Genomic DNA, 20408 nt, shown 5'->3' on the forward strand with positions numbered 1-20408 from the left:
ACCAGCTCGTTGGCGCCATGCCCCCGCCCGAGAGCGCGGGCGAAGCCGCCTCGTCGTCGCGGTGCCGTTGTGCCGAGCGACTCGATGTAGCTGACGTAACGCTTGTGCAGGGCGCGGAAGTGGTAGATGTCGACGCTGTTCTCCATCATGAGCTTCCAGTTGGCCCGGGCCCCGTGCAATTGCGCACCTTGGATCACCTCCATTCCCACTTCGGACTGATCGGCGATCAGATCGAGGTACTCCGTCGCGCCCGCCAGATACTCGGTCAAGGTGCGTGGCTGCTCAGGATCGAAGGTCGCGAACACGAAACCCCGGTAACTGTCGCTGCGGTGCCGCGCCAGGCCGAAGTCGGATTTGCGGAAGCCTGGACCGTACCCGTCCGGGAGCGGAACTCCGACCAGGTCACCCTGGTTGGAGAATGTCCAGTCGTGGTACGGGCACCGGAACGATCTGGCCTGCCCGGCTGGCTGCGAGCAGATCAGGGCCCCCCGGTGCGGGCAGCTGTTGGCGAACACTCGAATCACCCCGTCGGAGCCGCGCGCCATGACCACCGGGCGCCCTCCGACGTCTCGTGACACGTAGGAGCCCGGCGCGGGTACCTCCGACTCGTGCCCGACGTACAACCAGCAGCGATCGAAGATCTTGGTCATCTCCTGTGCGGCCACGTCCTCGTCGGTGTAGGCCCGGTGGTCGACCCGGAATGAGAAATTCTCAAGATCATCGAACACGATCCGGTCGCCCACCGGCCGCTGTAGTTCTATCGTCACTGCTCCCCCTTTCGCGGTAGCTTCTCGCCCATGCTGAGAACCATTTCCGCCGTGCGCGCGGCGGAATCGCCGCACTCGGGCTGCGCCGCGCGCAGCCGCGCCCGGTAGTCCCGGCCGGGATCAAGCAGATCGGTGACCGCGTCAGCGACCGCCCGTTCTGTGACGTCGGCCGGCTCAATTGCCGTCCCGAAGCCCGCGGTTTCCACGAAGTACGCCTGGATAGGCTGATCCACCGCCAGCGGGATCACCAGCATCGGTGTCGCCGCCCGGATCGACTCCGCCACCGAGTTGTAGCCGCCATGGGTGATGAACACATCGGCGCGCGCAAGGACCTCACGTTGTGGCACGTACGGGGCGGTGAGCACGTCGGCGGGCAGCGCGAGTTCCTCAGCGAGATCTCCCACCGCGGCGATCACCTGTGCACCGGTCTTCACCGCCCCCATGATCACCGTGCGGAGGAGGTCGGGCCGCCGGAAGAAGATCGTGCCGAAGGAGACGAACACCAGCGGACGACCGGGGTCGATCTCCTCCAGGCCGGGAAAGGCGACCTCGTCGCCGCGCTTTCCGGCCGCTCCCGGCAACCCGACCAGTTGCACACCGTCGTCGGTGACCGCTTCATCCCCGACGAGCGAGGGAATCGTCGGCATCAGATTGAGAATCGGCGAACGCGCCGAATGAGTTCGGGTCGACCACAACACCCCGTGCCTGGTCAGATAGTCGCCAACCTGTTCGTCGTACAGCCAGCGACCTCGCCGACGTTCCTTTGGGCATACTCCGCCTAGGTTTGCCCAGATCATCCCGTACGGCACACCGGACGCCTGCGCCCCGGCCATCGCCGCCGCCAATACCGGCAGCGAATCGAGCAGCGCGAAGTCCGGCGCCGTCGCCCGCAGCGCATCAGCCACCTGGTCCGCCAGCGGTGACGATTCGAGCATCGGACCGATCTTTGCCGGATCGTCGCTCCACGGCGCCATCTGGACCTGCCCGACCATATGGACCTCCGCCGGACCCAGGGCCTGGCGACGCTGTTCGCCGAGCGCGCCACCGTCCGCTGACAACAACAGCAGCACAACCTCATTGCCGGTGGCTTGGAGCGCATTGACCACCGGAATGTACGGGTTGAGGTGACCATGCTGAGTGGTGGTGAGAAAGACGATGCGCACTAGGTCTCCGATCCATGGGAAAACGAACAAGCCGACTCAGATCTGGGCCGGGATCGACCATATTGGGCACGATTACGACACCCGGCCTTCGAAGACGAGTCGGCACCGCGACGTACGAGCGGCATAAATCCGCCCGCAGGCACGCGAGAACCCCGGCAGTGCGACGGAGCCATCGACGTCCCAAAACTGTTACGAGGATCTACGCAATCCCCTCCATCATTGTGGGGACGCGGACCCGTCTACGTTTACTACTCGGAAACGAACTTGCAACAAGGGGTCCAGCGCCTGCACCGAGGCGACTGCGGAAAGTTTGCCGGACAGCGTGATCAATGTCAATGCCTCAACGCTGTCGGCGCACCCGCAACACCGCCACTTTGACCGAACTCCGCCTCGACCCGTAGCAGGCAGGGCAGGTTCCTCGGCAGCGAAGGCGGGAAGGCTGCGGGTTCACAACCCTTCCGGCCGAATCGCCAGATTTCATGCAATGGTGTCAATGAAGTTTGAAATGTCACCCTGGGCGGAGCTGCGAACCATGGTCACCGGCTATCCGTTCCGACTCACAGACGAGGCCCCTACCCGGGGTCCCCGTTGTTCGACAGGGGGCCTTTCCCTGCCTTATTCCCGATAAGGCGACGCGATCGGCCCGCAGAGCACACGCTCTGCGGGCCGATTTTGGTGCTCCGCCGGACAAAGGAGGCTGACTATGACAGCCATTTTCATCCTCCGTAGGTCGGGTTCTCGACGTGGTGCAGGACGAGGATGGCCTGCACGATCGCGGTCGCTCGGCATGGGCAGCAGCGCAGCTTGACCAGGACTTTCCAGGTCTTGGTGTGGCGATCGCGCGTTCGCCGCGGGCGCGGATCTTCGCGTGGGCCCGGTTGACGGCCTTCTGCCGGCGTGACAGCTTCGGCCGGAAGCGGCGCCGCTTGAACGGGGTGCGCGTGCCGCTGGGGGCACCTTGATAGCCCTTGTCCGCGAAGGTCATCACGTCGGCGCTGGTCAGGGCGTCGATGATGCCGTGGGTGCGGGCGGCGGTCAGGTCGTGCGTCGAGCCGGGCAGCGCGGCCGAGGCCCAGACGAGACGCCCGGCCGCGTCGGCGATGACCTGCACGTTCACGCCGTGCCGCTTGTGTTTGATGCCCTATGAATGTCAACTCGTTGAGGGGACTGAGCGGCAGCGATGATCTTGTAGATCGTGCGGGCGAGGTATCGCTTCAAGCAGCGGATGACTTCACGCTTGGTTCGACCCTCAGCGGTGCGTCGTTGTAGGTAGGCCCTCGTCGGAAGGTGCCATCTCAGGCGGATTAGCACCGCGCGGTACAGCGCGGCGTTGGCCTGACGATCGCCTCCTCGGTTGAGGCGCAGTCGGTGTGTCTTGCCGGACGAGGCCCCTCTGGGGTCTGCGGGACGGCCGTAGGCGGGCGTCGGCTGCGGTGCTGGGTGGGCCAGCCGAGGAATCGGTCGAAGACGCTGGCGGTGCTACCGGTGTTGTTGGGGTGGAGCTGGTGCAGATCATCGATCGCGTCGTGCAGGCAGCTGGCCAGGTAGAGAAAGAGGCTGACCCGGCTGTCCCGGTACTCCGCCAGAAGGGCGACCTTCGCCGCGCCGCAGGGCCACGGCTGGCCGCATCGGCGACACAGCCACAGCGGCCGCATGGGCAAGTGCGGTCGGGGCGGTTCGGCGCGGACTGCCTCGACCGGCCGCCCTGGCAGCGCAAGCGGCCGTAACGGCAGATGCTCCGATGGTGCGGGCGACTCACCGTCCGCGAGGCGGTCTTCGTCGCTGTTCATCGGGGATCGCGCTCCCGTTCCTGCCGCTCGAACACGATCCGCCAGACGTACGTCAGCAACGGCGGATCGGCCGGTCCCGGCTGTATCGGCGAAGCCGATGTCGACCGGTCTCGCGGCAGATCGCCCATCTTCGCGTTACGCGAGATGTACACAGTCACCGCCGACCCCCACTTGGACCCACTGCTTGTACGCGGTGGGCTTGCCGACCTGCCGGCAAGCCCACCGCCGTCGGCCAACGGCAGGAAACAGACCACCGGTCGCCCGCCCACGCAGCCCCGATGGCGGTACGCGAACGAGGAGTCATCCGTACGGTCGACGGAGTGCCCGGCGCGAGCACTTGCCGGTGCGTCGGGTCGCGATCCGACCTGCCGCCGTGAGGCACATCCATCTTGGTCTCCCTGGCGTGACATTGCCGCTGGCCCGCCGACGCGCCATGAGGGTCAGGATGGTCCTGGACCGGTCCGCCGACGTGTTCCTGACGTCCACGATCGCTGTCGGCACCGGCCGGAAGTAGACCCAGCGTGGTGGGCCACGGTGGGTCTCACCATGGCTGGCTGGGTCGATGCGAAGAGAACAGGCGGCGCCTGTCGCTACGAAACTCGGTTCAGAGGATGTGCCAGCGGCGGAGTTCGGCCCCGTCGTCAACGAGGCCCGCGATCCGGTGGTGCACCTCGTCGGCGGCCTCGGTCCCAGGTCGGGACTTTCGGGCGTTGGTCGCGATCATCTGCAGCTCGCGTAGCTGGCACAGTTCCTCGAACTGGGACCAGGAGGTGGCATCCCAGCCGTAGGCGGCGGTGAAATCGGCGAAGGCTCCCGGGCCGGGCGGGTCAAAGCGGCGGCAGTGGACAGCGACCGTGGCGATGTCCCACTCCCGGGGCCCGAGAGCGGCACCGTCCCAATCGGAAAGTACGGGCCTGCCGTCGAAACGCCGCAGTGCGTTGCGGATCTGCGGATCAGACTGGATCAGGCTGGTACCGCGGGGAAACCGCATCGCTTCCCATGTGGCCGCCAGTGTTTCGAGCCGGCCCATCAACAGATCCTGTTCCTTGTCACTCAGGATCTCCGCACGGGCGACGGACCGCTCGATGCTGTGGAGCGGTCGCAGGACCGGCAGCGGCACCGGCGGAGCCGACAGGGCGTGCAGGCCTCGGAGAAGCGTACCGAGCTCGGAGACGGTGATGGGGTTGTCGTGTGCCGGGTCCAGACGCTGCCAGACCGTGACGGCGTGCCCGCCCACCCGCAAGGGTTGGGACAGTCCTGGGTAAAGGCCCACCGTGGGGAAATCATGGGCCCCCAGCCAGTCGACCACGGCCACCATCCCGCGCACCCGTTCCAGGTCATGGTCGCCGGGGGCGATCTTGATGACCACGTCACCTAGTGCGTAGACGGCGTTGGTGTGGTGCCGCAGCAGCATCGCGTTCGAGTCGGGGTAGCCGAGGAGACGACATACCTCGGCGAGCACCGGCCGGGTGCGCGCCTCGACGAACATGGGGCTCCTAGGGACCGAGTGCGGCTGTGGTCCCAAGCCTACGGGCGCTCTCGCGGCACGCTCGCACGTAGTCCGTCAAGACGGCAACCTCACCACGCTGGCTCTCGTCAGGGATCGCCGTTGCCACGTCGGTGGCCCTGGTCAGGATGATCTCCGTCCGTTGCGTCTCGGGCAGGTCCGCGACAGCATCACGCGCGGTCGCTGCCGCTTCGGTCGCCCGCCGCTCCCGGGCGAGGCACATCGACCGGTCCAGGGCGATGAGCGCCGCATCGATCGGTACGGCCGGAGCCGCGCCGTAGAGCCGCAACGCCTCGTCCTGGACCCGGTACGCCTCACCCGTGTCACCGAGCCAGGTGTACGCGCCGGAGAGGTAGAACAGCAGCCGTTTCGCCGGAAACCTGAAGGCGACGTCGCTGTCCTCGTCGCCAGCCTGATCGAACAGCCGACGCGCCCGATCGATGGCCGACCGTGCCTGCTCGGCGGCGCCGATTCGGGCCAGGGCACGCGCCCGGCCTGCGGCTGCCAGGGCGGCCGGCGACGATGCGATCGATGTGACCGCCAGAGCCGCATCAGCCAAGGCCACAGTTTGGGCGGGATCGCCGAAGTAGTACGGCAGCATCGCCGCTTGGGCCCGCACGAGCACCCTGAAACGAGGCTCCCCGCTGTCGTCCGCCGCGTGGATCGCCGTGCCGTACCACCGTCGAGCCTCGGCCACGTCCCCGAGCCGCATCAACGCGTCAGCGCACATCGTCGCCAGCAACGCCGCCACCCCGGAAAGCCGGGCCTGGACCGCCGCCGGCTGCCGCCGCAGCGACAGCACCTGGACCTCCCGGCAGTCGGCAGCCAACAACGACAGCATGACCTGGGGCGAAGCCGAGGGATAGACCCTCATGTGCTCGCTGGCGGCCTCCTCGATCAACTCAAGTTGCCGAGGAGCAACACTCGACGCCGCCAGAGCCTCGTCCAATCCCAGACGGAGTCTCACCAGATTGCTGGCCTCCACGCCGGCGAGCGATCGGTCCCCTCCGCCCTCAACGGCCACGGTGCCGGGGGCGCGAGACGCAATGGCATCCTCGTCGCGGCCGAGCCCCATAGCCGGACGCGGAATGTTCAGACCGTCCGCGATCCGTTCCAACACCTCGTAGGCCGTGACCTGCCGGGCGCCCTTGGCTATTTCAGCAGCGCGGTTGGCCGAGACACCGACAAGACCTGCGATCCCGCCGTACGACACGCCTCGCGCGTGAAGGAAGCGGAAAACCGCAGTGATATCGCGCCGCCGTAGAAACTCACTGATCGGGCGGCCGTTCCAAAGTCCCGAGTTCCACCACTCGGGATCCACCTGCGCGGCCACGATCACCCCCGATCGAACGACGACCGCTTGTCAGCACAGCGCATCCACGCCGTCACATCAAGTCAAAGGCGGTCGAGTTGACGGCACCCACCCCAGAGTCGGCGAACGCAGCAGCATCCGGAACACCCACGATGGACCCTCATGATGTCCCGCATGAGATCAAGCACCAGACTCCGGAGACACGGCCTGCCTGTCCCGGTCACCGCCACCGACCCGGTTTGCGATCGGGGCATAGGCTTGCGATCATCGCAAAGATGTGCGACAAAGGTAGGCATGAATCGACGAGACATCTTCGAAGACGTGGCCGCGATCCTGCACCCCCTCCCGCGGCCTACTCGCCCAGGCGACGAGCACGACGATGGCTTCCAAGCGGCCGCGGCCGAGGCGTTCGATGCTCAGCAGCGAACCGCCGAAAACCTGCGCCTGTCGTGGGAGCACGGCGACCAGGACCCACTGATCGGAGCACTGAACACCGCCCGCCGCGCCAAGGAGCAGGCTGAAGAACAGATCCGCCAGCTCGTCGCCTACGGCCGCGAGTTCGTGCAACCCCGCCCGTACACACTCGGCGACCTCGCTAACGCCGCCGGGATGTCGATCTCCGGCACTCGCACGGTGTACGACCACCAAGACGTCGCCGCCGTAGCGGAGACGACCGGTGCCAAGCCCCGCGAGTGGCGCGCCCGGCCGCAACTGACCGGGCCGCAAAATGAACCCAGAACCGGCAGCATGCCAATTTAGACATTCCTGGAAAAGTTGTTCACCGTCATGTCCGGCATCCGCTACAAGGTCGTTCCAGCGCTGGCCCTCACACCCACCAGCCCCTGTTCCGCGCTTGGTGCTCCGACTGCGGCATTGAGTACCCGCACCCGTTCCGAGTCGAAATGCCGGAGAACCGCGCGGCATGAATAATGCACCAAACAGGCACGTTGCTGCGATCCAAGCTGACACAGACCTGACTCAGACTCCAGACCGGCAGCTGCGGTTAAATCGCAAGGAAGCTCTGACACGCCCTGCCACAACCCGCTTGGTCGAGGTGACCGCAGAAGCGAGAAGGTACGTCTATCAGCCATCCGACAGGGCTTAGCGTCAAAGTGAACCGATGGGCGCTCACCAGGAACTGCGCCCCCACGGAGCCCGGATTGCCGGAAGTTGAACCACCAGGTCCTGTCGTACAACCATTGGCACCCATCATCGCCCAACGTAGAGTGATCGTTCAGTCACGTTAAGCGCAACGGACCGGGCGGCGACTTGCGGATGATGACCAACACCCACAGGGCTAACTGCGCCAACGCCCAACGGCCGGGCTGTACATGCTCCGGCTGCGGGGGCTCGCAACACGGCTGGCAAGGATGGACGGACCTCGCCGCCGACCGGCCAGAGAGACGCGACGACCGGCGGCGCGAACTCAAGGACGAAGTAGAAGCAGACCAACGAACCGGACGCCAGAAATTCAACGCCAACAACCGGCAAATCTACTTCGACCTCGCACGCCTGGACATTGCCAATTTCTTGTGGGCCACCGACAGTCGGCCGAAGGCCAACGGCCGACTGCCACGCGACGCTGAACCAGCATCGGTGTCATCCGATCTTGGCCGGATCGACATCCTCGGCCGAACCGTCATGAAGGACACGTGGTCCGAGATCTCAGCCGACGTGGACAGCCTCGTCCGGAATGAGTCTGACGCCAGGGAGGTCAAGAAGCGCTTGGCCGATCACACCTGGTGCAGTCTACTGGTGGCCTTGATCCAGTTGATCGAGAAGATCAACAAGACCCTCGACCTGCTCACAGATACCGCCAAGCAGTTCATCAAGGACGCGTTGTCGCGGCGGTTCGATTCAGGGCTGCCCCGGCTGGTGACCGACGCCGTCATCCGCATCGTCGTAGACAAAGTATGGTCAGCCCTGGTGAGGCTGCTGGAAGCTCACTTTCCCCTCTTGGGAACAGACACCCTGCGCGCCCTTCGGATGCTGGCCATCTTCACCTGCCCCTCTGTCGAACACCACCCGGAGGTCTACAAGCACGCCGTCAGGCCGCTCATGGGTGACGCGCACGAGATCATCACGAACGAAATCAACGAGCACGTCATAACCCTCTTCAGCGCCTGGTGGCGGCGGCGCGCTCCGGAAGCACTCGCCTGACGCCCCAGTCGGGGGCGACGAGGCCCGATGACTTGGCCGGGCGGCGCCTGGACCAGCGCGCGACCCTTGCTCCCCGCGTCCTGCGGCTGGCCGCCCAAAGCGGCGGCCAGACCCGCACCTTGCCGTAGCCGATCAAGTTCAGACTCGGCCCAGCGATGGTCTGGCCAAAATGCCCTACACCGAGAGCAGTGCCTCCTTGTTGGAAGCGATGAACTCGGTCAGCCCTGCCGGCTTGAGATCCACTGCAGGCAGCTTCTCGATCGTCACTCGGTCTAGCTGGTAGTCACCACGCGACGGATCATCGAACTCCGGCCCGGTTCGAGCATCCTCCCGCAGCTCAAGTAGCCGACAGACGTAGAAGTGCTGCACGGAAACACCATCCCCAACGGGAGCGGTGAACAGGAACACCTGGGCGAACCGATCGGCCGAGGCACCGAGTTCTTCGTGCAACTCCCGACGAAGCGCAGCCTCCAGGGAGACATCGGTCGACTCCACGCCGCCGCCCGGCGTTGTCCAGTACGGCGCCTGACCGGGCTTGATCCGCTTGATCAGCACGAGGCGGTCGTTCTCGTCCACAGGAATGGCCCGCACCGACCTACGCACGATCCGACGCACGACCGACCCCTATCCACACCCGACGGGATGCACTGGCGGCAACACCCATTCGATCTTCGAGCCTGACCGCTGACATCACACCGCGTCCCACCGACACCGCCCCGGTCCAACGGCTCCCGAGCACCCACCGAGCGACCACCCACCACCGGCGTACACGAAGAAGGCCCTGACCGGCAGAGATCTGCCAGGTCAGGGCCTTGCTCGTTGGTGCGCCGCCAGGGACTCGAACCCCGAACCCGCGGATTAAGAGTCCGCTGCTCTGCCAGTTGAGCTAGCGGCGCTCGTTGGCAACGGGGAGAACACTAGCATGGCCCGTGAGCGGGGTTCCAATCCGATCCCCGGGTCGTCCCTTCGGCCGACTTCCTGCGGACATTTGGTGCCAACCACGCACAAGGCTTGGGACGGGCTGATGCCGGATGGCTCGGGTACGGCACGATGTCCGCCAGGTGCGTGAGACAGGGGTGGGGATGGGCAGGTTCGCGCGGGCCGGGGGGTTACTGGGTGCTCTTGGCCTGGTGGCGTCGCTGGCGCTGTCGGGTTGTAGTGGCGATTCCGGTGGTGCCCAGTTCGTGGAGGGCGGTCAGCCGACAGCTACCGGTTCGGCGGCGCCGGGCACCCCGGAGGTGTCCAGTGGGCCGCCGTTGACGGTGAGCCCGGCCGACGGCGCGAAGGACCGTCCGGTCAGCGCGGAGATCGGGGCGAAGCTGCCGGAGGGGGGCAAGGTCACGCAGGTGACCTTGACCACGGAGAACGGTAAGAAGGTCAAGGGCAAGCTGCGTACGGACGGCTCCTCCTGGGTGCCGTCGGCGCCGTTGAAGTGGTCCACCCGCTACACCGCCGCGGTCACCGCCACCCAGCCGGACGGCTCGGTCAGCGAGGGCACCAGCACCTTCACCACGATGGCCAAGCCCGCCTCGGTGATCAATTCCGGGTTGTACCTGTTCGACGACCGGACCTACGGGGTGGCGATGCCGGTGGTGGCGGAGTTCCACCCGGGGATCGCCAAGAAGGACCGGGCGAAGGTGCAGAAGCGGATGTTCGTGCAGACGGATCCGCCGCAGCCGGGTGCCTGGCACTGGGTGGGCAACGGCACCCAGGCGTACTACCGGGCGCCGGAGTTCTGGAAGCCGGGCACGAAGATCTCCGTACGCATCGCGCTGGCCGGCATCCCCCTGAGCAACGGCCGGTACGGCAATGTCGACCGCACCGCCACCGCCAAGATCGGTTCCGCCTTCGAGATGAAGGTGACGAACTCCGACAAGCAGATGCGGGTGTACGAGAACGGCAAGCTGATCAAGACCCTGCCGGTGAGTCTCGGCAAGAAGAAGACTCCCTCCTCCAGCGGCACCCTGGTGGTGATGGAGAAGAAGGAGGCCACGGTCTTCGACACCATGGACGACCCCGACCCGGAGAACCGCTACGTCACCGACATCCAGTTCGCCCAGCGGCTGACCTGGGGTGGCGAGTACATCCACGCCGCCCCCTGGTCGGAGCACGTGCAGGGACGGCAGAATGTCTCCCACGGCTGCGTGAACGTCTCCTTGGCGAACGCCAGGTGGCTTTTCGAGCGTACGAAGATCGGCGATCCGATCACCATCACCGGCACCGAGCGTCAGTTGGCGCCCGGCAACGGGTGGACCGCGTGGGACCTGAGCTGGGCGGAGTTCGTCAAGGGCAGCGCCCTGCCGGTGCCGGAGGGTGGTGCTGGTCCGGCGGTGTGACCGGGCCAGATGTGTCACTATCCGGACATCCCGCTTCACGTGTTTCGGTTCACCCTCTGCAACGGGTACGTGAGCTGATGCGTCAGTGAAGGGGACGGGCAGCGGACCACGACTGTGAGGGACACCATGCGAGTTCGGGACCAACGCAACCGGCGACGGGCAAGCCTCGCTGCGGGGGTGCTCGCCGTGGCGTTGGCGCTGACCTCCGCCTGCACGGGCGGCGGTAAGGGTGGCGGCACGGCGCCGGGCTGGCAGGGCGGGGCCGATCAGCCGGCCGCCAAGGCGTCGGTGACCATCAGCGAGCCGGCCGCCGAGGCGAAGAACGTGCCGGCCTCGACGGCCGTCACCTTCGCCGCCGAGCAGGCCGAGGAGACCTCGGTGGAGTTGACCGACTCCGCCGGGAAGAAGGTCAAGGGCACCCTGGCCGAGGACGGTAGGAGCTGGCTGCCGTCGAAGGCGTTGTCGTACGGCGAGTCGTACACCGCCACCGTCACCGCGACCGGGGACGACGGGGTGCCGGTGACCGCCACCAGCGCCTTCACGGTGATGAAGCAGCCGAGCAAGCAGGTCCGGATCACCAGTTTCCTCGGTGACGACCAGACCGTCGGGGTGGCCATGCCCCTGATCGTGAAGTTCGGTCGGGCCATTCCGGAGAAGCACCGGGCCGAGTTGCAGCGGCGGATGACGGTGACCTCGACGCCGGCCCAGGAGGGCATCTGGCACTGGGTCAGCCCCACCGAGGTCCGCTACCGGCCCAAGGAGTTCTGGCAGGCCGGGAGCAAGGTGTCGTACCGGGTGCAGGCGGGTGGGTTGCCGCTGGGCGACGGCTGGTACGGCCGGGCGGACCTGACCGTCGACATCAAGATCGGCCCCAAGCTGGTGATGACGGTGGACAACAGCACCAAGCGGATGGTGGTGACCCGCGACGGCGAGAAGATCAAGACGATCCCGGTGAGCCTGGGCAAGAAGAGCACCCCCTCCTCCAGCGGGACGATGGTGGTGATGGAGAAGCTGCGCAAGACGGTCTTCGACACGTACGACGAGTTGGGCCCGGAGGACGGGTACCGCACGAAGATCGACTACGCCCAGCGGTTGACCTGGGGTGGCGAGTTCATCCACGCCGCACCCTGGTCGGAGGGGCAGCAGGGCACCACGAACGTCTCCCACGGCTGCGTGAACGTCTCGATGACCAACGGTGCCTGGCTGTTCAACAACACCAGGGTCGGCGACCCGATCGTCGTCAAGGGCACCGAGCGCAAGCTTCAGCTCGGCAACGGCTGGACGGACTGGAACGTCAGCTGGGAGGAGTACGTCAAGGGCAGCGCCCTGCCGTACGAGCCGGCCTCGGACGTGCCGACCGAGGAGCCCGACCCGGAGGTCTCGACCAGCACCGCCCCCTGAGCCTGCCAGGGGGCGGTCGGCCGGTCACCGGTTGGGCTGCGGGTCTCCGCCTCGGCTGATCTTGAGGGTCAGCACGTCCGTGCGGACCGTGAAGTGCCCGTGGAAGAGGGCGGCGCCGTTGCTGCCGTACCCGATCTGGGTGGCGGTGATCAGCGGATGGCCGAGCGCCACGCCGAGCCGGGCGGTCGCCTCCTCGTCGGCCAGGACGGCGGCTAGTTCGATCTCGGCCCGGCACACCGGCATGCCGGTGGCGCTGGCCAGGAACTCGAACATGTCCAGGTCGATGCTGACCAGGCCGGAGGGGTCCAGGTCCCGGCCGTCGAAGCTCAGCGGCAGGTGGTCGCGGATCCAGGCGGCCGGTGCGCCGTCCACCGCGAAGAGGCGGTCGACCCGCCACACCGGTGCCTCCGGCGCCAACCCGAGCACCTTCGCGCAGTCAGCCGGGCAGGTGGCCCGGCTGACTGCGGCATCCTGCAGGGTGGGTCGGTGGCCGGAGGCGGTGATCCGGTCCCGCAGGGCGGTGACGTCGCTGATGGACACCGGCACCCGGTCGGCACCGTCGTGCACGAAGGTGCCGATCCCCCAGGTACGGGTCACCACTCCCTCGGCGGCTAGCTGGCCCAGCACCTCGCGCACGGTGGCCCGGCTGACCTCCAACCGTTCGGCCAGGTCCCGCTCGTTGGGCAGTTTGTCGCCCGAGTGGAACTCGCTGCCGATCAACTCCCGGAGTCGGCCGTGCGCAGCCTGTAGCGCGGTCTCGCGCCGAGCCATCCGCCCTCACCTCATCGTTTCGCCGTCAACGGCCTAGGGAGTGTAGTTCGTCCGGGCCCGCCGGGCCGATCGGCCGACAGGTCACCAGACCTGTTCGAGCACCCGCATGGTGTTGCCACCGATCACCTTGGCGATCTCGTCGTCGGAGTAGTCGTGCTTGACCAGCCAGCCGACGATGTTGCCGAAGGCCTCACCGGGGTTCTCCAGTCCGGACACGTACTCCACCCGCGGGTGTTCCGGCCGGTTGCCGGCGTCGTGGGCGTAGTTGCCGGCGTAGGTGTTGTGCACCCCTACGTGGTCGCCGAACATGGTGTCCGGGCCGAAGGTGACATGGTCGATGCCGACCAGGTCGACGCAGTAGGTGAAGTGGTCCATCACGGACTCGATCGAGTGGTGCTTGTGCGCCTCGGACAGGGTGGTGTGCGGGGCGGCCTCGATGCCGATCACCCCACCCCGCTCGGCGCAGGCCCGGATCACCTCGTCCGGCTTCATCCGGGAGGTGTCCCACACCGCCCGGGCACCGGCGTGGGTGATGAACACCGGCACCCGGCTGGCCTCGATGACGTCCAGGCAGGTCTGGTCGCCGGAGTGCGAGATGTCGATGGCGATACCGAGCTTGTTCATCCGGTCCACCGCGCGCCGCCCGAAGTGGGTCAGGCCGCCGTCGTGCTTCTCCGACAGGCCCCCGCCGAGCATGTTCGCCTGGCTGTAGGCGATGCCGAGCTGGCGGACCCCGAAGCCGTACAGGATGTCGATGCGGTCCAGTTCGTTCTCGATCGGGCTGCTGCACTCCAGCCCGGCGACCAGGGCCAACCGGCCGTCCCGCTTGGCCGCGTGGATGTCGGCCAGCGAGGTGGCCAGGAAGACGTGGTCCTGCTTGTAGAGGTCACTCATCCGCATCCCGAGGGCGTAGATGAGGTCGTTCCACTTCCAGCCGTTCTCGCTGGTCACGCAGGAGGCACCGGCCATGAAGTTGTCGAAGACCGCGGTCAGGCCGGACCGGGCCAGGCCCTCGTAGCCGGTGCGCTGGCGGGCGGTCCGGTTGTAGGCCCGCAGCTCGCGGACGTCCTCGGGCAGGATCACCGGGTGCTCGTGCAGCGAGATGGCGGTGTGCTCGGTGAGCAGCCGGGTCACCCGGGCACGCTGGGTGTCGGTCAGGCCGAGGTCGTGCTCCGGCACCCGACCGACTTCCTTGGCCAGTGTGAACACCCGGTAGTCCGAGTGCGGCTCCAGGTAGGAGTACGACCTGTGGCCCTGGTATCGGGGGGCGGGATCTAGCAGCAAGACCTTCTCCTTGTCAGGACGGATGGCCGGCCGTCACGCGGCCAGCGGATAGTGACAGGCGACCGGGTGGTTACCGGCGGCCAGCGGGGGTTCGGTGGTGGCGCAGGTGTCGGTCGCCTGCCAGCAACGGGTCCGGAACCGGCAGCCCGAGGGCGGGTTGACCGGGCTGGGCGGATCGCCGGCCAGCAGGATCCGCTGGCGCTGCTGACGACCGGCCGGGTCGGGCACCGGCACCGCGGAGAGCAGGGCCCTGGTGTACGGGTGCCGGGGCGAGTCGTACAGGTCGATCTCCGGACCGGTCTCCACCAGCTTGCCGAGGTACATCACGGCGACCCGGTCGGAGATGTGCCGCACCACCGACAGGTCGTGGGCGATGAAGACGTACGCCACACCCAGTTCCTCCTGGATGCGTTCCAGCAGGTTGACCACCTGGGCCTGGACGGAGACGTCCAGTGCGGAGACCGGCTCGTCGCAGACGATCACGTCCGGGTTCAGGGCCAGGGCCCGGGCGATGCCGATCCGTTGACGCTGCCCGCCGGAGAACTGGTGCGGGTAGCGGTCCAGGTGCAGGCTGGCGTCCAGACCGACCAGCTCCAACAGCTCCTTGATCCGCTCGATGCGGCGACGCCGGTCCAGCACGTCGGGGTGGATCTCGAAGGGCTGGAGCAGGATCTCCCGGATGGTGCGCCGGGGGTTCAGCGAGGTGTACGGGTCCTGGAGCACGATCTGGATCCGGCGGCGCAGGGCCCGCAGCTCCCGCCCCTTGGCCTGGTGCACCACGGACTTGCCGAAGCGCACCGCCCCGGAGGTGGGCTGCTCCAGCCCGACGAGCATCCGGGCCAGGGTGCTCTTGCCGCAGCCGGACTCCCCGACCACACCGAGGGTCTCGCCCCGGCGCAGGTCGAAGGAGACCCCGTCGACGGCCTTGACCACCCCGCCGGAGACGAAGGGGACCCGTCCCTTGACGGGGAAGTGCTTGACCAGGTTCTCGACCCGTAGCACCACGTCATCGCTGGGTGGCACCGAGCACCTCCTCGTGGTGGTGGCAGGCGCTGGCCCGCTGGGCGGGCAGCAGCTGCAACGGCGGCAGGGTCACCAGGCACTCCTCGGTGGCCCGGGGGCAACGCAGGTGGAAGGGGCAACCGGTGGGCAGCCGGGCCGGGTTGGGCGGGGCGCCCGGGATGGCGTAGAGCTGTTCGTCGCGCCGGTCCACCCGGGGCATCGAGGCGAGCAGCCCTTCGGTGTACGGGTGCGCCGGTCCGGCGAAGATCTGCTCGACCGTGCCGCGTTCGACGATCCGGCCGGCGTACATCACCGCCACCTCGTCGGCGACCTCGGCCACCACACCCAGGTCGTGGGTGATCAGCAGCAGACCCATGCCGCTGTCCCGCTGGATCTCCGCCAGCAGCTCCATCACCTGGGCCTGCACGGTCACGTCCAGGGCGGTGGTGGGTTCGTCGGCGATCAGCAGGTCCGGTTCCAGGGAGATCGCCAGGGCGATCATGATGCGCTGGCGCATACCCCCGGAGAACTGGTGCGGGTAGTCGCGCAGCCGGTCCTTGGCGGCCGGGATGCGTACCCGGTCGATCAGTTCGATGGCCCGGCGGCGGGCGTCGGCGCGGGACATGCCCCGGCGTACCCGCAGCACCTCCATGATCTGGTGGCCGATGGTGAAGACCGGGTTGAGGGCGGCCATGGCGTCCTGGAACACCATGCCGATCTCCTCGCCGCTGATCCGCTCCCGCTGCTTGCGCGGCAGGCCGAGCAGCTCCCGGCCCTGCAACCGGACCGACCCGCTGACGGTGGCCGGCGGTACGTCGAGGATGCCCATCACCGCCTGGGCGGTGACGCTCTTGCCGGAGCCGGACTCACCGAGGATGGCCAACGTCCGTCCGGAGTCGACCTCCAGCGACACCCCGTTGACCGCGTTCACCGGCCCGCTGTGGCCGGGGAACGCGACCCGCAGGTCGGCGATCTCCAACAGGGTCATCGCAACACCCCGGCTCGGCGCAGGAAGTCCCGCACGACCTGCTGGAACAGCTCCGGCTCCTCCAACTGCGGGGAGTGGCCGGAGTTCTCGAAGACGACCAGTTCCCCGTTGGGCACCAGGTCCGCGATGACCTGGGAGGCCTCCACCGGGGTACGCCAGTCGTGCCGGCCCACGGTCACCAGGGTCGGGCAGGTGATCGAGGGCAGCTTCGGCTTGAGGTCGTACCGGGGCATGTTCTGCCCGAAGGCCGCGTTGTGGGTCCGGTAGTGGAACCGGGTGGCGTTAAGCCGCGCCTCGTCCTTGGCCGGGTCGTGCTGGTGGTCGTAGAGCGGCAGGATGGCCCGCCAGTACTCGCGCAGCTGCTCGTTGCTCTCGAACCGGCCGGTGCCGATGCGGTCGATGACCCACTCCGGGATGACCGAGCGGTCGGTGTTGCGGGCCCGTTCCACCGCCAGGTGGTCGTGTGCGGTGTCGGCCGCGGTGTCCCGCAGCACCAGGGCGGAGACCCGGTCGGGGTGGGCGATGGCGTACTCCATCGCGATGAATCCGCCGTACGACCCACCGGCCATGACGATCTTCTCGTAGCCGAAGTGCTCCCGGATGGCGTCCACGTCGGCCACCCACTGCTCGTGGGTGAAGGGCTCGTCGTCGCTGGACTCCCCGGAGCCCCGGGCGTCGAAGACGATGACCCGCAACCGGTCCGAGAAGGGGCCGAAGGAACGCTTCGGCTCGCTGCGCGAGCCCAGCCCCGGCGCACCATGGTGCACGATCATCGCCGGGCCGTCCTCGGGGCCGAAGGCCTCGACGACCAGTTCCGCTCCATTGATTTTCATCGGACCCCCTCGATGATGTTGGACGCCAGGTCGCGCGGGTAGCCGGTGAGCCGGCGCGGACCGTCCTGCTGCACCAGGACCGTGTCGGAGATGCGGTAGCCGGCGTGGCCGGGCACGTAGACACCGGGTTCGCTGGAGAGCAGCATCCCGGGGGCGAGCACGGTGTGGTCGCCGTCCTCGACCCACGGCGCCTCGTGGTTCTGCAGCCCGATGCCGTGCCCCTGCCGGTGCCGGATGTAGTCACCCAGCCCCTGGTCCCGCAGCACGTCCAGGCAGATCTTGTTGACCTCGGCGCAGGTCCGGCCGGCGACCATCGCCTGGGTGCCGACCTCCTGCGCCAGCCGGTCGGCCTCGTAGTAGCGCACCTGCTCGGCGGTGGGCTCACCGATGATGAAGGTCCGCTCGCTCTCCACGAAGCGGCTGGCCACCGCCGCGCCCAGGGAGAGGATCAGGGTGTCCCCCGGTTGTACCCGTCGACGGGTCGGCAGGCCGTGCGGCAGCGCCGAGTTGGGACCGGCGTAGACCAGTCCCCCGGCCAGCTTGGTGGTGTAGACGACCAGGTCGTAGTTGGCGTACATCTGATCGGTGCCGTAACCGATCACATGCCGGGCAATCTCGTCCTCCCGGGGCAGCGGGCCCCCGGAGGCCAACGCCTCCTCGATCAGAGCGCGCCCGGCGGCGAGCATCTCGTCGCAGATCCGGGCGGCGGCCTCGTGGAACGGGATCTCCTCGGGGAACTTGCACAGGCGCAGCTTCGCCACCGCGTCCGTGGTGACCAGTTCCGCGCCGCCGATGGCCCCGGACAACGCCCGGAAGGCGGCCACGGACACCCCGGCGCTCACCCCGATGCGGCGTCCCGCCCCACCGGGCCGGGACAGGGCGGCGGCCAGGGTCTCCTCGGCGCTGACCACTCCGGGGTACTCGAAGTAGCTGACCGTCGGCAGGGTCACCCCCTGCTGAGCGGCGTACTCCTCGTCCAGGCGGGGGATGACCAGCAGGGGTTCGCCTTCGCGGGGCATCCACAGGTAGACCGGTCGCTCGGTGGCGATGTAGAAGAAGCCACTGAGGAAGGCGACCTCCGGCGGCGAGGTGGCCAGGTAGCCGTCCAGGCCGCGCTCGTCGAGCGCCTCGCTGAGTCGGGTACGGACGCTGGTGTAGAAGCTGTCGGGAAGTCGCACTGGTCAGCCTCCGTTGCGGCGGGGGTCACGGGAGTCGTTGAACCGCATTCCGGCGAGGGTCGCGGCGAGCACCAGCAGCAGGATCGCCAGGGACGGGAAGAGGGTCTGCCACCAGGCGATCGCGATGGTGCCGCTGCGCTGGGCGTTGAGCAGGATCCGTCCCCAGGACCAGGCGTCCGGGTCGCCGAGGCCCAGGAAGCTCAGGCCGGCCTCGGAGATCACCGCCCGGGAGGCGGTGAGCAGCACGCTGACCACCATCAGGGAGACGACCGCGGGCAGGATCTCGCGGGTGACGATCCGCCAGCCGGTGGCGCCGAGTACCCGAGCCCCGTCGATGTAGGGCATCGCGCTGATCACCAGCCCCTGCGAGCGGATCAGCCGGGCCACCTCGGGCCAGGCGAAGAACCCGATGATCAGGGTCAGGGTGACCACGCTGGGGTTGACCACCGCCGCCAGCATGATCATCAGAGGCAGGGTGGGCAGCGCCAGCATCACGTCGGTGATGACGGTGGCGACCGCGTCGATCGGACGGAAGTACGCCGCCGCCAGACCGATCGTGGTGCCCAGCGCGAGCGCGATCAGCGAGGCGGCCAGGCCGATCACCAGACTGGTCCGGGTGCCCCAGACCACCTGGGCGAAGACGTCCTGCCCCAGGTCGTCGGTGCCGAACCAGTGCGCCCCGGAGGGCGGCTGCAGCACATCCGGCCCGGCGCCGGCGGGCTCGTCGGCGATCAGCGGCGCGAAGACCGCCATCACCACCATCACCAGCAGCACCAGCACCGACAGCGCCACGGTGGGCTGCCGCAGGTAACCCAGCCAGGAGGACCGCTTGGACACCGTCGGTGCCGACGGCGGTGCCGGCTCGGTCAGCACAGGGGCACTCACGGCACCCTCCCTTCGTTCACGGTGGTGGGGACGCGCACGGCTGCGGGGTTCCGCTGCGCCGCGCTCCTCGTGTTCACAGGCGGATCCGGGGGTTGAGGACGGCGTAGAGCATGTCGGTCAGGGCGTTGGCGAACACCACCGTGACGGCGAGCATGATGAACGCCCCCTGGATCACCGGGTAGTCCTGCTGACCCACCGCCTCGTAGATCAGGCGGCCGACCCCGGGGTAGGCGAAGACCGTCTCGGTCAGCACCGCGCCGCCGACCAGGGTGCCCAGTTGCAGGCCCATCAGGGTCAGTGCCGGCAGGATGGCGTTGCGCAGGCCGTGCTTCCAGACCCGGCGCCGAGCCGACAGGCCCCGGGCCTGGGCGGCCCGGATGTAGTCCTCACCGAGGACCTCGATCATGTTGGTCCGCAGGGTCAACGCGTACGGGCCGAGCTGCACCAGGACCAGGGAGAGCACCGGCAGCACCAGGTGGTGGGCCAGGCTCAGGTAGGCCCCCACCCCCCGGGTGTCCGGGTCGATCGCCCCACCGATCGGGAACCAGCCGAGCTGGGCCCCGAAGAAGACCAGCAGCAGGATGGCGACGCTGGGCACGAAGAGGGCGTTGGCGCTGATGCCGAAGCCCTGCAGGGCACGGTCGAGCCACTTGCCCCGGTTGACCGCGGCGGTCACCCCGATCGGGATACCCACCGCGACGGTCAGCACGAAGGCGCAACCGGCCAGCAGCAGGGTCCAGGGCAGCCGGTCGACGATGATGTCGGTGACCGGTTGGATCTGTCGGAACGAGATGCCCAGGTTGCCCTGGACCAACTCGCGCAGGTACGACACGTACTGCTCCCACAACGGACGGTCCAGGCCGTACGTCTTGAGCAGTGCCGCCTGCATCTCCGGGGTCATGTCGCCCTCGACCATCAGGGTCGTGGGGTCCCCCGGCAGCAGCCGGAGCAGGAAGAACGTCGAGGTGATCGCGATCCACACGGTCAGGACGGCCTTCAGTGCTCGGCTGAGCACGAAACGCAGCACGGGG

18 protein-coding genes, 1 tRNA gene and 4 pseudogenes are annotated in these 20408 nt (G+C 67.8%); 4 read left to right on the forward strand and 19 right to left on the reverse strand.

Annotation, left to right across the window (positions count from 1 at the left end):
- Positions 1–113 precede the first annotated feature (113 nt).
- The 8 genes and pseudogenes from OIE53_RS16460 to OIE53_RS16495 form a co-directional block, all read right to left on the reverse strand.
- A pseudogene (locus OIE53_RS16460) lies at positions 114–650 on the reverse strand (aromatic ring-hydroxylating oxygenase subunit alpha); the annotation flags it as partial.
- Between the two features lie 113 nt (positions 651–763).
- A complete protein-coding gene (locus tag OIE53_RS16465; RefSeq protein ID WP_327022425.1) occupies positions 764–1930 on the reverse strand; it encodes a glycosyltransferase in 1167 nt (388 codons plus the stop codon).
- A gap of 716 nt (positions 1931–2646) precedes the next feature.
- A pseudogene (locus OIE53_RS16470) lies at positions 2647–3065 on the reverse strand (transposase family protein); the annotation flags it as partial.
- Positions 3044–3328, reverse strand: a pseudogene (locus OIE53_RS16475) (transposase); the annotation flags it as partial. The pseudogenes OIE53_RS16470 and OIE53_RS16475, both read right to left, overlap by 22 nt.
- Positions 3329–3363: 35 nt before the next feature.
- Positions 3364–3585 (reverse strand): annotated as a pseudogene (locus OIE53_RS16480) (hypothetical protein); the annotation flags it as partial.
- A gap of 131 nt (positions 3586–3716) precedes the next feature.
- Entirely contained in the window at positions 3717–4130 is a 414-nt protein-coding gene (gene amcA, locus OIE53_RS28485; protein WP_393337288.1) for a multiple cyclophane-containing RiPP AmcA, read from the reverse strand.
- Positions 4131–4324: 194 nt separating this feature from the next.
- On the reverse strand, positions 4325–5209 hold the full coding sequence (locus OIE53_RS16490) for a phosphotransferase (RefSeq protein ID WP_327022427.1): 885 nt from the start codon (positions 5207–5209) through the stop codon (positions 4325–4327).
- A gap of 7 nt (positions 5210–5216) precedes the next feature.
- Positions 5217–6566: a hypothetical protein gene (locus tag OIE53_RS16495; protein WP_327022428.1), complete on the reverse strand. Its 1350-nt coding sequence runs from the start codon at positions 6564–6566 to the stop codon at positions 5217–5219.
- 267 nt (positions 6567–6833) lie between these two features.
- On the opposite strand from OIE53_RS16495, the gene OIE53_RS16500 reads away from it, so the two are divergent.
- Positions 6834–7298 (forward strand): hypothetical protein, encoded by a 465-nt coding sequence (locus OIE53_RS16500; protein ID WP_327022429.1) that lies wholly within the window; start codon positions 6834–6836, stop codon positions 7296–7298.
- Between the two features lie 516 nt (positions 7299–7814).
- A complete protein-coding gene (locus tag OIE53_RS16505) occupies positions 7815–8699 on the forward strand; it encodes a hypothetical protein (RefSeq protein WP_327022430.1) in 885 nt (294 codons plus the stop codon).
- A gap of 174 nt (positions 8700–8873) precedes the next feature.
- Here OIE53_RS16505 and OIE53_RS16510 read toward each other — a convergent pair whose 3' ends face one another.
- The 3 genes from OIE53_RS16510 to OIE53_RS16520 form a co-directional block, all read right to left on the reverse strand.
- Positions 8874–9314, reverse strand: a complete 441-nt coding sequence (locus tag OIE53_RS16510) for an NUDIX hydrolase (RefSeq protein WP_327022431.1) — start codon at positions 9312–9314, stop codon at positions 8874–8876.
- A gap of 205 nt (positions 9315–9519) precedes the next feature.
- A tRNA-Lys gene (locus OIE53_RS16515) sits at positions 9520–9595 on the reverse strand.
- Positions 9596–9894: 299 nt separating this feature from the next.
- Positions 9895–10041, reverse strand: coding sequence for a hypothetical protein (locus OIE53_RS16520; protein WP_327027477.1), 147 nt, complete (start codon positions 10039–10041; stop codon positions 9895–9897).
- Between OIE53_RS16520 and OIE53_RS16525 the strand changes: the two genes are divergently transcribed.
- Both OIE53_RS16525 and OIE53_RS16530 read left to right on the forward strand, forming a co-directional pair.
- Positions 10019–11035, forward strand: a complete 1017-nt coding sequence (locus tag OIE53_RS16525; protein ID WP_327027243.1) for a L,D-transpeptidase — start codon at positions 10019–10021, stop codon at positions 11033–11035. The two genes, OIE53_RS16520 and OIE53_RS16525, sit on opposite strands and share 23 nt — an antisense overlap.
- 126 nt (positions 11036–11161) lie before the next feature.
- Positions 11162–12436, forward strand: a complete 1275-nt coding sequence (locus tag OIE53_RS16530; protein WP_327022432.1) for a L,D-transpeptidase — start codon at positions 11162–11164, stop codon at positions 12434–12436.
- 24 nt (positions 12437–12460) lie between these two features.
- Here OIE53_RS16530 and OIE53_RS16535 read toward each other — a convergent pair whose 3' ends face one another.
- The 8 genes from OIE53_RS16535 to OIE53_RS16570 all read right to left on the reverse strand — a co-directional run bounded on the left by OIE53_RS16535 (position 12461) and on the right by OIE53_RS16570 (position 20404).
- Positions 12461–13207: a GntR family transcriptional regulator gene (locus tag OIE53_RS16535; RefSeq protein WP_327022433.1), complete on the reverse strand. Its 747-nt coding sequence runs from the start codon at positions 13205–13207 to the stop codon at positions 12461–12463.
- Positions 13208–13288: 81 nt separating this feature from the next.
- Positions 13289–14491 carry a dipeptidase gene (locus OIE53_RS16540; RefSeq protein WP_327022434.1) on the reverse strand — a complete coding sequence of 401 codons (1203 nt, stop codon included), beginning with the start codon at positions 14489–14491 and terminating at the stop codon, positions 13289–13291.
- Between the two features lie 33 nt (positions 14492–14524).
- Positions 14525–15514 (reverse strand): ABC transporter ATP-binding protein, encoded by a 990-nt coding sequence (locus tag OIE53_RS16545; RefSeq protein ID WP_327022435.1) that lies wholly within the window; start codon positions 15512–15514, stop codon positions 14525–14527.
- On the reverse strand, positions 15498–16481 hold the full coding sequence (locus tag OIE53_RS16550) for an ABC transporter ATP-binding protein (RefSeq protein ID WP_327022436.1): 984 nt from the start codon (positions 16479–16481) through the stop codon (positions 15498–15500). The genes OIE53_RS16545 and OIE53_RS16550 overlap by 17 nt, the downstream gene beginning before the upstream one ends.
- Positions 16478–17314: an alpha/beta fold hydrolase gene (locus tag OIE53_RS16555; RefSeq protein WP_327022437.1), complete on the reverse strand. Its 837-nt coding sequence runs from the start codon at positions 17312–17314 to the stop codon at positions 16478–16480. The genes OIE53_RS16550 and OIE53_RS16555 overlap by 4 nt, the downstream gene beginning before the upstream one ends.
- Entirely contained in the window at positions 17311–18492 is a 1182-nt protein-coding gene (locus tag OIE53_RS16560; RefSeq protein ID WP_327022438.1) for a M24 family metallopeptidase, read from the reverse strand. Before OIE53_RS16560 ends, OIE53_RS16555 begins: the two co-directional genes overlap by 4 nt.
- Before the next feature lie 3 nt (positions 18493–18495).
- Complete coding sequence (locus tag OIE53_RS16565) at positions 18496–19377, reverse strand: ABC transporter permease (RefSeq protein ID WP_327022439.1); 882 nt, start codon at positions 19375–19377, stop codon at positions 18496–18498.
- Positions 19378–19450: 73 nt separating this feature from the next.
- Positions 19451–20404 (reverse strand): ABC transporter permease, encoded by a 954-nt coding sequence (locus OIE53_RS16570; RefSeq protein ID WP_327022440.1) that lies wholly within the window; start codon positions 20402–20404, stop codon positions 19451–19453.
- Between the last annotated feature and the right edge of the window lie 4 nt (positions 20405–20408).

This window comes from Micromonospora sp. NBC_01739 (assembly GCF_035920385.1).
GTDB lineage: Bacteria > Actinomycetota > Actinomycetes > Mycobacteriales > Micromonosporaceae > Micromonospora.